Origin of the sequence: Pseudoalteromonas sp. MMG010 (genome assembly GCF_018100905.1) — a bacterium.
Classification (GTDB): domain Bacteria; phylum Pseudomonadota; class Gammaproteobacteria; order Enterobacterales; family Alteromonadaceae; genus Pseudoalteromonas.
Genome location: NZ_JAGJEG010000002.1, coordinates 1 through 15,199 on the forward strand (window position 1 = coordinate 1; position 15,199 = coordinate 15,199).

12 protein-coding genes are annotated in these 15,199 nt (G+C 37.8%); 11 read left to right on the forward strand and 1 reads right to left on the reverse strand.

Annotation, left to right across the window (positions count from 1 at the left end; genetic code table 11):
* Positions 1-758: 758 nt before the first annotated feature.
* From J8L70_RS02995 to ihfA, 5 genes are all read left to right on the forward strand, one after another.
* Entirely contained in the window at positions 759-1,814 is a 1,056-nt protein-coding gene (locus J8L70_RS02995) for a DUF2066 domain-containing protein (RefSeq protein ID WP_211054000.1), read from the forward strand.
* Positions 1,811-2,521 carry a DnaA regulatory inactivator Hda gene (gene hda, locus J8L70_RS03000; RefSeq protein ID WP_211054369.1) on the forward strand — a complete coding sequence of 237 codons (711 nt, stop codon included), beginning with the start codon at positions 1,811-1,813 and terminating at the stop codon, positions 2,519-2,521. Before J8L70_RS02995 ends, hda begins: the two co-directional genes overlap by 4 nt.
* An 84-nt stretch (positions 2,522-2,605) precedes the next feature.
* A complete protein-coding gene (gene pheS / locus J8L70_RS03005) occupies positions 2,606-3,586 on the forward strand; it encodes a phenylalanine--tRNA ligase subunit alpha (protein ID WP_211054001.1) in 981 nt (326 codons plus the stop codon).
* A 15-nt stretch (positions 3,587-3,601) separates the two neighbouring features.
* On the forward strand, positions 3,602-5,989 hold the full coding sequence (gene pheT, locus J8L70_RS03010) for a phenylalanine--tRNA ligase subunit beta (protein WP_211054002.1): 2,388 nt from the start codon (positions 3,602-3,604) through the stop codon (positions 5,987-5,989).
* A 2-nt stretch (positions 5,990-5,991) separates the two neighbouring features.
* A complete protein-coding gene (gene ihfA, locus J8L70_RS03015) occupies positions 5,992-6,285 on the forward strand; it encodes an integration host factor subunit alpha (protein ID WP_211054003.1) in 294 nt (97 codons plus the stop codon).
* A gap of 61 nt (positions 6,286-6,346) precedes the next feature.
* Here the strand turns inward: ihfA and J8L70_RS03020 are convergent, their stop codons facing one another.
* Complete coding sequence (locus tag J8L70_RS03020) at positions 6,347-7,147, reverse strand: DUF2989 domain-containing protein (protein WP_211054004.1); 801 nt, start codon at positions 7,145-7,147, stop codon at positions 6,347-6,349.
* A gap of 142 nt (positions 7,148-7,289) precedes the next feature.
* Between J8L70_RS03020 and J8L70_RS03025 the strand changes: the two genes are divergently transcribed.
* The 6 genes from J8L70_RS03025 to J8L70_RS03050 all read left to right on the forward strand — a co-directional run bounded on the left by J8L70_RS03025 (position 7,290) and on the right by J8L70_RS03050 (position 15,183).
* A complete protein-coding gene (locus J8L70_RS03025; protein ID WP_211054005.1) occupies positions 7,290-8,732 on the forward strand; it encodes a glyceraldehyde-3-phosphate dehydrogenase in 1,443 nt (480 codons plus the stop codon).
* Between the two features lie 130 nt (positions 8,733-8,862).
* On the forward strand, positions 8,863-9,990 hold the full coding sequence (locus tag J8L70_RS03030; protein WP_211054006.1) for a M14-type cytosolic carboxypeptidase: 1,128 nt from the start codon (positions 8,863-8,865) through the stop codon (positions 9,988-9,990).
* A 184-nt stretch (positions 9,991-10,174) separates the two neighbouring features.
* On the forward strand, positions 10,175-11,842 hold the full coding sequence (locus J8L70_RS03035) for an AGCS family amino acid carrier protein (protein WP_211054007.1): 1,668 nt from the start codon (positions 10,175-10,177) through the stop codon (positions 11,840-11,842).
* Positions 11,843-11,901: 59 nt separating this feature from the next.
* Positions 11,902-12,228, forward strand: a complete 327-nt coding sequence (locus J8L70_RS03040) for a hypothetical protein (RefSeq protein WP_211054008.1) — start codon at positions 11,902-11,904, stop codon at positions 12,226-12,228.
* 2 nt (positions 12,229-12,230) lie between these two features.
* The gene (locus J8L70_RS03045; RefSeq protein WP_211054009.1) at positions 12,231-12,512 is read left to right on the forward strand and encodes a DUF1315 family protein; all 282 of its coding nucleotides are present in this window, start codon (positions 12,231-12,233) and stop codon (positions 12,510-12,512) included.
* Entirely contained in the window at positions 12,502-15,183 is a 2,682-nt protein-coding gene (locus J8L70_RS03050) for a DUF349 domain-containing protein (protein WP_211054010.1), read from the forward strand. The genes J8L70_RS03045 and J8L70_RS03050 overlap by 11 nt, the downstream gene beginning before the upstream one ends.
* Positions 15,184-15,199: the final 16 nt, after the last annotated feature.

The following is a 15,199-nucleotide window of genomic DNA, read 5'->3' on the forward strand; positions in this document are numbered from 1 at the left end:
AAATAGTCATAGACCAAACCGACTCAGTAGGCCCCGTACCTAATCACAACCCCTTAATAACTAAAAACAAACCCATTACTCACAAAGAGTAGAAAATGAGAGTAAATGAGAAGCCAATAAACACGTTCTAGTCCCTAAATCACTAGGTCACTTCTCTAAAGCGCAGCGTCTCCAAAGCGAAGCGCCTCTTTGTGAATAAATGTCTTAATCACTAAAAACCAAAGACAAAAGCCCATTGCTCACAAAGAGAAGTAAATGAGAGTAAATGAGAAGCCCAACACACGTTCTAGTCCCTAAATCACTACTCTAAAGCGCAGCGTCTCCAAAGCGAAACGCCTCTTTGTGAATAAATGTCTTAATCACTAAAAACCAAAGACAAAAGCCCATTGCTCACAAAGAGAAGCAAATGAGGGTAAATGAGAAGCCATAAACGCGTTATAGTCACTAAATCACTAGGTCACTTCTCTAAAGCGCAGCGTCTCCAAAGCGAATCGCCTCTTTGTGCAAATTTGTCTTAATCACCAAAAACAAAGCCCATGCTCACAAAGAGAAGAAAATGAGGGTAAATGAGAAATGAAAGACATTAAAAGTAATGGCTTAGTCACTCAATCACACCTCCAAAGCGAAGCGCTTATTTGCATGAATGACGGTAAATGTTTATTTAATAGTAAGATAATTATTATCCATTTGAATATAATTTTGCTTTGTCAGTTGCTTTGATTTAGGATCAAATTACTTTAAAACAAGAACTAATAGCCGTGTTTAAATTTTTAGCTACTTTTATACTTTTTATTTCAGCTGTGCCGGTTTACTCAGTAGAAGTATCTGATTTATATCAAGATACTTTACAGGTAGATGATAAGTCACGAGATGCTCGTTTAACAGCTAGTCGAGAAGCATTATTGAACGTATTGGTTAAAGTCAGTGGTGATGAAAATGTCGCTGATAGCCAAATTGCTAGAACTAAAACAAAAAATATTTCAGACTATATGCTTAAGTTTGAATATGACGAAAAACGAAACGGTGAACTTAACCTTGTAGTTAAATTCGAACAAACCAAAATTAATCAATTAATTAAAGAGCTTCAGTTGCCATTATGGGGAGTTCAACGTCCTTTAGTGGCTATTTGGTTAGCGATAGAAGACAACTATCAAAGAGAACTTGTAACACAAGAAAGCTACCCGCAGTTAGAACAACTAATTTATGATGTAGCAGATAAACGAGGACTGCCAGTTGTTATCCCTTTATTAGATCTTCAAGATCGTGCCATTGTTGGTATTCCAGAAGTATGGGGTAATTTTTCAAGCCCTATTGAACAAGCATCTAAACGTTACCGTGCAGAGCGAAGTGTGACAGCAAGAATGTATTTAGAACCACAAAGCACAAATTGGGTACTTGATTGGCGCTTCACTAATGATGAACAATTCGATTCAAATCGTTTATCGGGTGATCAGCACCAGGTTGTTATGCAAATGGTTGAGGATATTGTTTATCTACTAAGACAAGAATATGCAATTGATCCTAATAGCTATAATGAACAATCTAAAGCTATTTTAACCTTAAAAAATACAGCTAACTTTGCTGATATTGAACTGGCTAAACGCCGTTTATCAGCTTTGAGCGTAATCACAGAGGTTAAAATTATTAGCAAAACATTAGAGTCGGTTCAATTTAGTTTAAGGCATACGGGTAGTTTACAAAATTTAAAGAAAGCGCTTGGTTTAGATACTCATTTTGTCGAGTATGTCGACCCTCAAGCATTTTATCATGTTGTTAGCAAAGATAGCTTAGAGTATCAGTGGAATGCCCAATAATGCACTATGAGCCTATGCAAATGGCATTGCCGGTTACCTTGCCAGATGATGAAACATTTGTCTCTTATTTTGGTGGTGAAGACTCTTTAGAAGTTAACCACCTGAAAATTGCCTTTACTAAATATACTCAACATTTCCAATATACTTATCTTTGTGGCCTTGGTGACTCTGGTAAATCACATTTGCTTTATGCAACATGCATTGAAGCACAAGAGCGTGGATTATCTAATATGTTGTTATCTATGCGTGAGGTTATAAGCTTTGGACCCATGGTTTTAGATGGCTTAGAGTCGTTAGATGTATTATGCATTGATGATGTTCATTTAGTAGCGGGAAATGATGCTTGGGAAAAAGCGTTGTTTAATTTTTTTAATCGTTTTAATGAGCCTGGGAAAATACTTGTAGTCACCGCAGATTTGCTTCCTGATATGCTAAATATTAGTTTACCTGATTTAGAATCAAGACTTAAATGGGGCACAACTTTACAAATTCGCTCAATGAGTGATGATGATAAGGCCCAAGCCTTAGTAAAACGCGCTAATATGCGTGGGTTAGAATTAACTGATGAATGTGCACGTTTTTTATTGACACGTTTAAGTAGAGATATGCGTGCATTACTCGATGTTTTAGATAAATTAGATCATGCATCGATGGCTGCACAACGAAAATTAACAATTCCTTTCATAAAATCAACGTTAAAGCTGTAGTAGGTCTAGAATCTAGCCCCTGATTTCAGTTATCATAAGCCATTACTTAAAAGCAATCACCTTCTGTGACAGATCAGGTATCGAATGAACTTAGAAAATATTTTAGCGCAAGCACTTGAGGCAGTAGCCAGTGCCAGTGAAATCGCGCAACTAGAAGAGATCAGGGTTAATTACCTTGGTAAAAAAGGCGAAATCACTAGCTTACTTAAAACATTGGGTAAAATTGCTCCTGAAGAACGCAAAGAAGCAGGACAAGTTATAAACCAAGCTAAACAAGACGTTCAAACTGCAATTAACGACAAGCGTGAAATGTTAGCCAGTAAAGCGTTGGAAGAAAAGTTAGCTGCGGAAACGATTGATGTAACGTTGCCTGGGCGAAAAATGCCAAGTGGTGGCTTACATCCTGTAACACGCACTATTGAGCGTATTGAAAGCTTTTTTGGCGAACTAGGCTTTGCAGTAAAATCAGGTCCTGAAATTGAAGATGATTTTCATAACTTTGATGCACTAAATATCCCAGAACATCACCCAGCTCGTGCTGATCATGATACTTTTTATTTTAACCCTAAATTGGTATTACGTACTCAAACCAGTGGTGTACAAATCCGTACTATGGAAGCCGAGCAACCACCGTTACGCATTATTTCGCCGGGCCGTGTATATCGTAACGATTATGACCAAACTCATACACCGATGTTTCATCAGGTTGAAGGTTTAATGGTTGACACAGATGTTAGCTTTACTGAGTTAAAAGGTATATTACACGACTTTTTACGAAACTTTTTTGAAGAAGATATGGAAATTCGTTTCCGCCCTTCATTTTTCCCATTTACAGAGCCATCTGCAGAAGTAGATGTTATGGGTAAAGACGGTAAATGGTTAGAAGTTTTAGGCTGTGGCATGGTACATCCAAATGTACTTAAGTCAGTCGGTATCGACCCTGAAAAATACACCGGGTTTGCATTTGGCATGGGCGTTGAGCGTTTAACGATGTTGCGTTACGGCGTAAACGATTTACGTGCATTTTTTGAAAATGACTTAAAATTCCTGAACCAGTTCCGTTAAGAGTGAAAATATAAAATGAAATTTAGTGAAAAGTGGTTAAGAGAGTGGGTTAATCCTGCTATTGATACGCAAGCTCTTTCGGAACAGTTATCGATGGCTGGTTTGGAAGTTGATGGTGTTGAACCAGCCGCGGCAGCCTTTAATGGGGTTGTCGTTGGTGAAGTAGTAGCTTGTGAGCAGCACCCTGATGCAGATAAGCTTCGTGTAACTAAAATCAATGTCGGTAGCGATGAGTTACTAGATATTGTGTGTGGTGCGCCAAATTGTCGTGAAGGTATTAAAGTGGCTGTGGCAACCGTTGGTGCGGTTTTACCAGGTGACTTTAAAATTAAAAAAGCAAAGCTTCGTGGCCAACCTTCACATGGAATGTTATGTGCATTTGTTGAGTTAGGCATTAGTGAAGAAGGCGATGGCATAATGGAGTTGCCATTAGATGCGCCAGTAGGCACTGATATACGAGAATACCTAAGCCTTGACGATAATATTATTGATGTTGATTTAACGCCTAACCGTGGTGACTGTTTAGGTATAAAAGGTTTAGCTCGTGAAGTCGGTGTGTTAAACAGCATTGATGTAAACGAACTTAAAATCCCTGCTGTTGCTGCAACAATTGCAGATAAAGTCTCTATTGAGCTTGTTAACGAAGACGCGTGTCCTCGTTATTTAGGTCGTGTAATTAAAGGCATTAATTTAGACGCAGAAACGCCATTATGGATGGTTGAAAAATTACGTCGTAGTGGGATTCGTTCAATCGACCCTGTCGTTGATGTAACAAACTATGTGTTACTTGAACTTGGTCATCCAATGCATGCGTTTGATTTAAAAGCGCTTGAAGGTGGTGTAAAGGTTCGTAGTGCTCATGCTGGCGAAGACCTTGTTTTGCTTGATGGCAATAAAGTAACGTTAAGTGAATCAACATTAGTCATTGCTGATGAGAAAAAAGCACTTGCCATTGCAGGTATCTTTGGTGGTGAACAATCAGGTGTTACCGATAAAACGGTTGATATTTTACTTGAAAGTGCATTTTTTAATCCGGTCGCAATTGCTGGGCAAGCTCGTAGTTATGGCTTGCACACCGATGCATCTCATCGTTATGAACGTGGTGTAGATTTTGCTTTACAACACGATGCAATAGAGCGTGCTACTGCTTTATTACTTGATATTGTAGGTGGCGAAGCAGGGCCTGTAGTAGAAGCGATTGCAAAAGAAAAACTGCCAAAAGTTACCCAAGTACGTCTTCGTCGTGCTCGCTTAGACCGTGTTATTGGACATCATATAAACGATGAAAAAGTGACTGACATTTTAACTCGCTTAGGGCTAGATGTGCAGTATGCTAACGATACCTGGAGTGCAGACGTACCTAGTTACCGTTTTGATATTCGTATTGAAGAAGATTTAATTGAAGAAGTTGCTCGTGTATATGGTTACAACAGTATTCCAAATGTTGCACCTACTGCAAAATTAAAAATGACAACGCACGATGAATCTACAATTGCACTAAATAAGTTTAGAAATACACTGGTTACGCGCGGTTATCAAGAAGCAATTACTTATAGTTTTGTAGATCCAAAAGTACAAAAAGTACTTCATCCACAAAGTGAACCTTTAGTGCTTCCTCACCCTATTTCAATTGAAATGTCGGTAATGCGTGTCAGTTTAATGCCTGGTTTATTAACCAGTGTTGCTTATAACCAAAATCGTCAACAACCACGTATTCGTTTGTTTGAGCATGGCCTTAAGTTTTTAAGTGACGAAAGTGCTGAAAATGGTGTTCACCAAGTTGCCGTATTAGGTGGAGTGATCACTGGCTTATCACATGGCGAACATTGGGTTGAAGAAAAACGTAATGTTGATTTTTATGACCTTAAAGGGGATGTTGAAGCACTACTGTCTATCACTAACGATATTAGTCGCTTTGAAATTAAAGCCGAACAATCAGATGGCTTACATCCAGGTCAATCGGCGGTTATTTATGTTGCAGGCAAAAAGGTTGGTTTCTTTGGTGCATTGCATCCACAAGTGCAAAAGTCACTAGATATTAATAATACAACTTATGTATTTGAAATAGAAATGTCTGCTATTGAAAAAAGAAATTTACCGCAAGCGCAAGGGGTATCAAAGTTCCCTTCAAACCGTCGCGATATCGCTATTTTAGTAGCCGACAGCGTTAAATCAGGTGATATTTTAAATACCATAGAAAAAGTTGGCGGAAATCAATTGGTTGACCTAAACTTATTCGATGTGTATAAGGGCAAAGGTATAGAGCCAAATTATAAGAGTTTGGCGATTGCTCTAACACTGCAGGCGGTTGATAGAACACTCGAAGAGAAAGACATTAACCAAGTGGTAGATAACGTGGTGGCCGAATTGGCTGAACAATTTAATGCATCGTTGAGGGACTAGATATGGCGCTTACTAAAGCCGACATAGCTGAACACCTATTTGAAAAACTGGGTATCAATAAAAAAGATGCCAAAGACTTAGTTGAAGCGTTTTTTGAAGAAATCCGCTCAGCGCTTGAAAAAGGAGAGCAGGTTAAGCTCTCTGGATTTGGTAATTTTGACCTGCGGGACAAAAAAGAGAGACCAGGCCGTAACCCGAAAACTGGAGAAGACATTCCTATTTCGGCACGCCGTGTGGTCACTTTTAGACCTGGGCAAAAGCTAAAAACCCGAGTTGAAGTTGGTACAAATAAGTAATTTAGGTACAGTTTTATAAAAAAGGCAGCGTAAGCTGCCTTTTTATTTGAACTTTAATTTTTTAAAACTCGCGAGGAGATACAAACTCACCATTTAAAATTTGTTGATACGTCTCTTGTGCAAGAGCTTCTAAGCTCGACAAATTCTTACCTGCACTTAATAGCTCATTTTCAATGGGAATTATCTCTATATTTTTCACTTCTGCCATTTGCGCCACTTTAGCGAAAATATAGGCATGCTTAAATTTATTTTGCTTATAAAACAAGCTGATCAAACTGGTGTATATTTCTGGATTTGGCGTTTCACCGGCTTTGGTTAATTCGAGTGTTTTGTATAATAAATTAATAGTTTTTTCTTCATCAAACTTTATATAGTAAGAAGCTAAAAAAAACTGCATTTCGGCACTGTCTTTCACACTTGGGGTATTTTCTAACGATAGCAGCTTAGTTAATGCGTTTTGTTTGTTATTTCGTGACCAATGATAATACAACAGTCCTGGGTGATCGGTGTTTTCAGTATCTTGGTACAGGCGTGTTATCTCTTTTATGCTTGTTAGCTGCCCGTCGATTCGAGACGTTGTTTTATTTTTTAATTTTTTATGTTCAATTTGAGCTGCTAAACTAATGCATTGATTATAACTTTCGAAATTTTTTAAAAGTTGATACTTGTTTTCATCAGTAGGATCTTTGTACTCAATATAGCGAGTTAATATCGTGGCAGAGCGTTCTTTTCTACAATGACTATCTTTATTTAAATCATTACAAAACCCTGGTGTTTCTTCACACACATTCGCAAGAGTTAACGGCTTTTCACACCCTGTTAATGCCGTTAAGCTAATAATTAATGCTGTAGTTAAACGCATTTTTTTCCCTTAAGTTACTCGATTCATCCCCATTCTAGCGCAATCAATTAACGGCTAACAGTAGAGAATAATGCAATATTAAATTAGAATACCTGTGCCCAAGTGGGCTATCCGTTCAAAAAATATTAATTAGGTAAATAAAATGACCTCATCTCACGAGTTAGAATACACAAATAGTTGGCAAGAACGTCAAGATTACGCAGAAAGTATGCAACCTATAATCGGTAAATTATACCGTAATAGAGGTATTGAAATTGCTGTTTATGGTCGTCCTTTGGTAAATGCAAGTACCATTGAAATCATTAAGTCGCATAAAACAGTGGCGCAATTTGAAGGAACTAAATTACGTTTACGTGAAAGTTATCCGTTTTTAGAAGCAATTAGCGAAATGGAATTAAACTCTGCTCGTATAGATATTGGTAAACTTGCCTATCGCTACTTATATAGCGATGCAGCCAATGGCCGAAGCATTGTTGAGTTTGTAAAAGACGAACTAGCTGAGATTATGAACTCGAAGGCGAAAGAGCCCCGTGATGTTGTACTTTATGGTTTTGGCCGTATTGGTCGTTTATTAGCACGTTTATTAATTGAAAAGTCGGGGCCTTATGCCGACCTTCGCTTACGCGCTATTGTTGTACGTGGTGGTAAAGAAGGCGATTTAGAAAAGCGTGCAAGCTTATTGCGCCGCGACTCCATTCATGGGCCATTTAATGGCTCTATCACTATCGATAAAGAGCGCAATGCCATAAAAGCCAATGGGAGTTACATTCAGGTTATCTACGCAAACTCGCCAAGTGAAGTTAATTATACCGATTACGGTATTGAAAACGCGTTAATTGTTGATAACACGGGTATTTGGAAAGATGAAGCAGGCCTTGGCCAGCATTTACAAGCGGTCGGTGCCGAAAAGGTGTTACTTACTGCACCGGCTAAAGGCAACATTAAAAATATTGTTTATGGTGTAAATAACCAAGATATTAATCCACAAGATAAAATTGTCTGTGCAGCAAGCTGTACAACTAATGCTATAACCCCGACGCTTAAGGCATTAAATGATAAATTTGGTATTAATAATGGGCATGTAGAAACGGTGCATTCTTATACCAACGATCAAAACTTAATTGATAACTATCATAAAGCAGAGCGTCGTGGGCGTGCAGCAGCACTTAATATGGTTATCACTGAAACCGGTGCAGCTAAAGCAGTCTCTAAAGCGCTTCCTGAACTTGAAGGAAAGCTTACTGGCAACGCAATTAGGGTACCAACACCTAACGTATCGCTGGCGATTTTAAATCTTAATTTGGAAATCGGTACAACAGTTAAAGAATTAAACGCATTTTTACGCGAAACCGCACTTCATTCTGATTTACGCGATCAAATTGATTACACCGCATCAACTGAAATCGTATCAACCGATTTAGTTGGTAGCCGTTATGCCGGTGTGGTTGATTCGCAAGCGACCATTGTTGAAGGAAATCGTGTCGTGCTATACGTATGGTACGATAATGAATTTGGTTACAGCTGCCAAGTTGTTCGTTGTATGCGTGATATGGCTGAGGTTTCTTTCCCAAGTTTACCGCGATAATATAACCAGAAAAGCCAGCTGACGCTGGCTTTTCTCTCACTTTTTTAAAGATAAAAAAGGTGTGGTAAAATTTCTTTGTATTTTAATACTCGTTTCTAACAAGCAAGTAAACTCAAAATAGGTTTCACATATGAAAATCAGCAGTAATTTCGACAGCGGCAATATTAAAGTTGTTGATGATAAAAACCCACTTAATATTCAACTAGAGATCAATAAAGATCATCAATCTGATTTTTATCAATGGTTCCATTTTCGCCTTGAAACAAATCCTTATGAACTTCATAAGCTGCATATTAATAACTTAGAAAAATCGGCTTATCCTGATGGTTGGGAAGATTATCATGCGGTTGCCTCATACGACCGTTTAACATGGTTCCGTGTTCCTTCTAGCTATGAAAATGGAACACTAAGCTTTGAAATCGCTCCTGAGTGCGGCAGTATTTATTTTGCTTATTTTGCACCTTACAGCTACGAACGTCATTTAGATTTATTAGCATGGTCACAAAGCCAAGACGAATGTGAGTTAGTTACACTCGGTCACACACTTGATGGCCGTGATATGAGTTTGCTTACCATTGGTGAGCCAAGTGATGATAAAAAAGCAATTTGGATTACAGCTCGTCAACACCCAGGTGAAACAATGGCAGAGTGGTTTGTTGAAGGATTACTACACAAACTACTCGATGATGAAGACCCGCATGCAGCAGCACTTTTATCTAAGGCGGTGTTTTACATAGTGCCAAACATGAATCCTGATGGCAGTGTAAGAGGGCATTTGCGCACTAATGCAAAAGGCGTTAACTTAAATCGTGAATGGCAAACACCCACTATGCAAAACAGCCCAGAGGTTTATCTCGTACTCAATAAAATGCGAGAAACCGGCCTTGATATGCATTTAGATATTCATGGTGACGAAGCAATACCTTATAACTTTGTAGCCGGTAGTGAAGGTATTCCTGCTTACGATACACGTATGCAAGATTTAGAAGAAAGTTTTAAAGCGGCGTTACTTACTATCACGCCTGAGTTTCAAGATGAGCATGGTTATCCCAAAGATGAGCCAGGCCAAGCAAATTTAACGGTTGGTTCATCGGCAGTCGCACAAGAATTTAATGCGCTTGCTTATACGATTGAGATGCCATTTAAAGATAATAATGACTTGCCTGATCCAGATTATGGCTGGTCAGATCGCCGTTCGTATCAATTTGGGCAAGATACTTTAGCGGCAATCGTAAATGTCGTTGATAAACTAAGATAATTTGTTATATGGTAAGGGCAACATAAAAATGTTGCCCTTTTTTATTATATTCGCAACATAATTATAAAAACTCGATTTCAATAGCTAATTAAAGTCATTACATTAATAGAATCACCAGTGTGCTTTAATTTAGTTAACAATGAATCAATCAATTTTAAAATTAAAATAATAAGAGGAATTCAGCGTGGATGCATTTGGACAACTACTTGATAGTTTAGATGGTATGTTAGGGGGAGCCTTTTGGTTTCCATATGTACTATTAGGGGTCGGTTTATTTTTCACAATCTATTTAAAGTTTCCACAAATCCGTTTTTTTAAACATGCATGTCAGGTTGTATCAGGTAAGTTTGATAAAAAAGGTACAGAAGGCGACACAACTCACTTTCAAGCTTTAGCTACGGCATTATCAGGTACCGTTGGTACTGGTAATATCGGGGGAGTTGCGCTTGCTATTTCGATTGGTGGGCCCGCTGCATTGTTTTGGATGTGGATGACTGCATTTTTTGGTATGACAACAAAATTTGTTGAAGTAACACTATCGCATAAATACCGTGAAAAAACAGAAGATGGCACCATGTCAGGTGGTCCAATGTATTACATGGATAAGCGATTAAACATGAAATGGCTCGCTATTTTATTTGCAATTGCAACGGTGATCAGCTCATTTGGTACAGGTAGCTTGCCGCAAATTAACAATATTGCGCAAGGTATGGAAGCTACATTTGGTTTTGCACCTATGGCCACCGGTGCCGTATTATCTGTTTTATTAGCTCTGGTTATATTAGGTGGCATTAAACGTATAGCAGCCATTACTTCACGTGTAGTACCTTTAATGGCCGCAATTTATATCATTGGTGCATTAGGTGTTATTTTTTATAATATTGAAAATATAGGTCCATCATTTGCTTCTGTATTTATGGATGCATTTACCGGTTCTGCAGCTGCGGGTGGTTTTATTGGGGCGTCATTTGCCTATGCGTTTAATCGTGGTGTAAATCGTGGTTTATTTTCTAATGAAGCAGGTCAGGGCTCGGCGCCAATTGCTCACGCCTCGGCTAAAGCAGAAGATCCGGTATCAGAAGGTATGGTGTCAATTTTAGAACCTTTCATCGATACCATTATAATTTGTACTTTAACCGGTCTTGTTATTTTGTCGTCGGGTGTGTGGAACGAAAAATTCGAAACTCATTTTGAGCGCTCTTCTATGAGTGTGATACAAGGTGATTACGTTGAAACGGATGACGCCCAACGTCAAGAACTATACAACTACTTAAATGGTAAACCAAGTAATGTAAAAATGTATAATGGTGATATAACGGTTGTAAATGGTATATCTACCACCGATGGTTACACTATTTTACATTCTCGTTCGATTGCAGAAGATGTACGATTTGGTATTACCGATAAACATAAATACAACGGTATTGTTGAAATTAAAGACGGTATGCCAACTGATGACAGTATTAGCTTAGTAGGTAAGTCGCTGGTACATTCAGCTGAGCTTACAACTAAAGCATTCTCACGGGGCTTCTTCGGTGATAGCGGGCAATATATTGTATCTATAGGGCTATTACTATTTGCTTTTTCGACGGCTATTGCATGGTCATACTACGGTGATAGAGCAATGATTTATTTATTGGGTCATCGCTCAGTGATGCCATATAGAGTATTTTACGTAGCAGCATTCTTTTGGGCTTCATTTGCAGATACTACATTAGTATGGAAGCTAGCAGCTGTTGCTATTGTTGTTATGACCTTGCCTAACTTATTTGGCATTATGTTATTAAGAAAAGAAATGAAACAATCGATAGATGAGTATTGGTTGAAATTCAAAAAAGACAACGACAAATAAAACACGTACAATAAAGGCGCCGAAAGGCGCTTTTTTTATGACTATGTTGGAGAAGTAGTATGGCGATTATTCGTTGCCCTAAATGTGCAAAGTCAATTTCAGATAAACATAAGCAATGCCCACATTGCGAAAGTAATATCGGTGAGCTAAATAACGAGCAAGTTCAGCAGCTACAACGCGAACAACGTATTAAAAAACAGCAAATGTTTATTAATCATTCTTTTATTGCCCTTATTTTATTTTTAGGTGGATTTTTTTGTTTGTATTTCTTACAACCAGAAAAGAAGAGCATAGAATGGTATGGCTATACAGTAGCAATTGGTGTGGGTTGTATTTGGTATCTTATTAACCGCATTATGTTAGTGACCCTAAAAAAGAAAAAATAAATATGAACATTGATAACTTAGTAAACAATATAACGCCTGAATTATTTGAGCGCTTGCAATATGGTGCTGCCACTGGAAAGTGGCCAGATGGCACCGAATTATCAGAAGAGCAAAAAGAACAAACAGTTCAATTAGTCATGCTTTACCAAGCAAAAGTAGCACAATCTAATGAACAATTTACGATTGGTGCTAATGGTGAAATGATACAAAAAACAAAAGCACAATTACAAAAAGAATTTAAAGCAGACAACGAAATAGCTAGGTTTAGTGAAAATGATATTTAAGCACCTTTTTACCCCGAAGTGGAAACATCCAAAACAACAAGTACGTCTTGATTCAATTGAAAAGTTAGATAAAAGCCAAGATATAACCATATTACAAACCTTAGCATTACAAGATAGCTCAGTAGAAATACGCAGAAAAGCATTACAAAAATTAAATCAGTTACCATTATGGTGGCAAGCATATAAGCAAGATAATGCATTAAAAGATGTTGCAGAGCATCACATATCGACGGCCGTGTTAAACAATGAAAATGACTTAGCTGGTGATATAAAGACAGAATACATAGAACGCTTCGCACCGGTAAAAACGTTAGAAAAATTAGTATTTGTTGAAAAAGAAATTAAAGCGCGAGTTAAGTTATTAAAACGCTTAGCCAACCCTAAGTTAATAGAAAAAGCATTTAAAGAAGGTAATGAGAGTTTACAGCTTGAGTTAGTTGATTTAGTCATTAGCCATCAACTCACAAAATCATTACTGAAGCATGCGAGCGAGGGTGCTAAATTACGTCTTGACGAACATATAGAAAACCAACGCCTTGCTATTGAAATGCCCGTTCAGGTACAAAATAGTACACGTATTATTTTAGCGAAATTAAACGCATTAAAAGAAAAAACTGATTATGTGCTTGTAAAGCAACAGTCAGATGATTTAATTGCTCAATGGCAAGCGCTTGAATTAACATGGCTTAACGATGAAATAATTGCACAAGTCGACGAAAAGTACACTTCAATCATAACTAAAGTTGATGAACATTTATCGCAATTGAAGCAGCAGCATGACGTTGTTCAACAACAACTAGCGCATCAACAACAGCAAGCATTAGCACTTGCAAACTTAGAAGCAATAAGTGAAGAAATAACCAATGCATTGCAAGTAGGCTTAGATGCCCCTGAGCAAATTCAACAAGATTGGTTAAATGCTAAAATTAGTCAGGCAAAAACAGCACTGACAGAGGTTGAGTTAGAGAGTAATTTAAATAGCAAACACGTTACTACTAAGCTTGATAAATTAATTAAACAAGCAGAAAAATTACCTGAATTGACGCTAGCAATTAGCGAATTTAAAGCGGCATTTTTACAACTTCAATCAATAACGCCAGCAAAACAATTAAGTGATTATGATGCTGTGCTCAGCCATTTTAATAATGAGCTAAAAGCCATACATCAGCATTTAAATAAAATTGATAGTGCTTTACAAAGTGCATTTAAAAAACAGCTTAATGATCATAAAAAGCAGTTTTTAGCGGCAATGGACGAATTAACTAATACATTAAACAAAAGCCAGGCACAGGCAAAACGCAAAGCGCGTGATGTTAAAAGATTAATAGAAGAAGGGCGCTTTAATGTTGCATTTGGCGTGTTTAAAGGATTCGAAGACGTATTTAATAGCTTAACAGAGAACTTTAAACAGCCGTTATTAAATGTTAAATCAGACTTAGAAACACAATTAGCAGACGCTAAAGATTGGCAAAAATATGCAGCAACCCCTAAACGTGCAGAGCTTTTAGAAGAAGTGTCGACGATGGTTAATGAAGCCTGTACCGACCCTAAGCAAAGAGCCGAACAAGTTAAAGTTTTTCGTAAACGTTGGACTGAGTTAGGACGCTTAGACACTGAACAAGAAAAACAACAAGGTGAGCAATTTGATACTATAATAGAGCAATTGTTTGCCCCATGTAGGACGTTTTTTGCTGAGCAAGAAGCACAAAGAGAAATCACGATTTCGCAGCGAAAAGACATTATTGCACAACTTAAGCAACTGTCCACAGCACAGGAGCCAGAGCAGCCAGTTGATTGGAAAAAATACGAAAGTACTTATAACCAACTAAATAAACAATGGCGATCAGCTGCTAAAGTTGACCCAAAAACGTACCGTACTTTAAACGATGACTACAAGGGTGCCCAACAACTTGTTACAGCAAAATTAAACGCTTATTACAAAGCTAACTCACAACTTAAAAATGAATTGTTAGTAAAAGCGACACAAGTAAGTGAAAGTGATGATTTAGCCCAAGCGTGCCAAGAATTAAAGCAGCTACAGCAGCAATGGCAAAATATTGGCTTTGCAGGCTTAAAAGCAGAAAAGGCTTTATGGCAAAAATTTAGACAAATTAACGATGCAACCTTTGCAAAACGCAGCAGTGAGTTTGAGCAACAAAAAAATGTAAAATCTGCACATGAGCAACAATTACTATCTGACTTTAGTGAACTTGAGCTAGTACTTGAACAGGTAAGTGAAAAGGCTCAATTACATGATCTATATGTAAAAGTTCAAGGTTTTATGAATGAAAAAGTACTCACATCAAGAGTGAACGTATTATTAGCAGCGATTACAGCTAAGCTTGAGATATTAAATGATAAAGCGCAGCAGCAGATCGTTGAGTCTTTATTCGTTACGCTTGAGCAATCGCAGTCTGTAATTGATGAATTCAAAACGCCTTTAGTTACTTCATTAACTGCAGAGCAGTTAGTAACGAGAATTGAAATTTTAGCCAATATGCCCAGTGCTGATATGTCTTTACGCATGGCTGAACAAGTCGCTATGCTAGATGACAAACACCGAGGCGAACAAGCAGATATTGAGTTTTATTTAAAGCAGTTTTTAGCACTCAGCAACGGTTCAGTTAGCGCTGATACTATAACTAAGTTAAAAACTATATTTTTAAATTAAAACGCCAGTACTTCCC

Bases quoted from the DNA above. Each gene is read 5' to 3' on its own strand.
- pheS (WP_211054001.1), top strand. From the start codon at position 2,606: ATGAACTTAGAAAATATTTTAGCGCAAGCACTTGAGGCAGTAGCCAGT.
- J8L70_RS03040 (WP_211054008.1), top strand. From the start codon at position 11,902: ATGGCGATTATTCGTTGCCCTAAATGTGCAAAGTCAATTTCAGATAAA.
- J8L70_RS03050 (WP_211054010.1), top strand. From the start codon at position 12,502: ATGATATTTAAGCACCTTTTTACCCCGAAGTGGAAACATCCAAAACAA.
- J8L70_RS03020 (WP_211054004.1), bottom strand. From the start codon at position 7,147: ATGCGTTTAACTACAGCATTAATTATTAGCTTAACGGCATTAACAGGG.
- pheT (WP_211054002.1), top strand. From the start codon at position 3,602: ATGAAATTTAGTGAAAAGTGGTTAAGAGAGTGGGTTAATCCTGCTATT.
- J8L70_RS03045 (WP_211054009.1), top strand. From the start codon at position 12,231: ATGAACATTGATAACTTAGTAAACAATATAACGCCTGAATTATTTGAG.
- J8L70_RS03030 (WP_211054006.1), top strand. From the start codon at position 8,863: ATGAAAATCAGCAGTAATTTCGACAGCGGCAATATTAAAGTTGTTGAT.
- J8L70_RS03025 (WP_211054005.1), top strand. From the start codon at position 7,290: ATGACCTCATCTCACGAGTTAGAATACACAAATAGTTGGCAAGAACGT.
- ihfA (WP_211054003.1), top strand. From the start codon at position 5,992: ATGGCGCTTACTAAAGCCGACATAGCTGAACACCTATTTGAAAAACTG.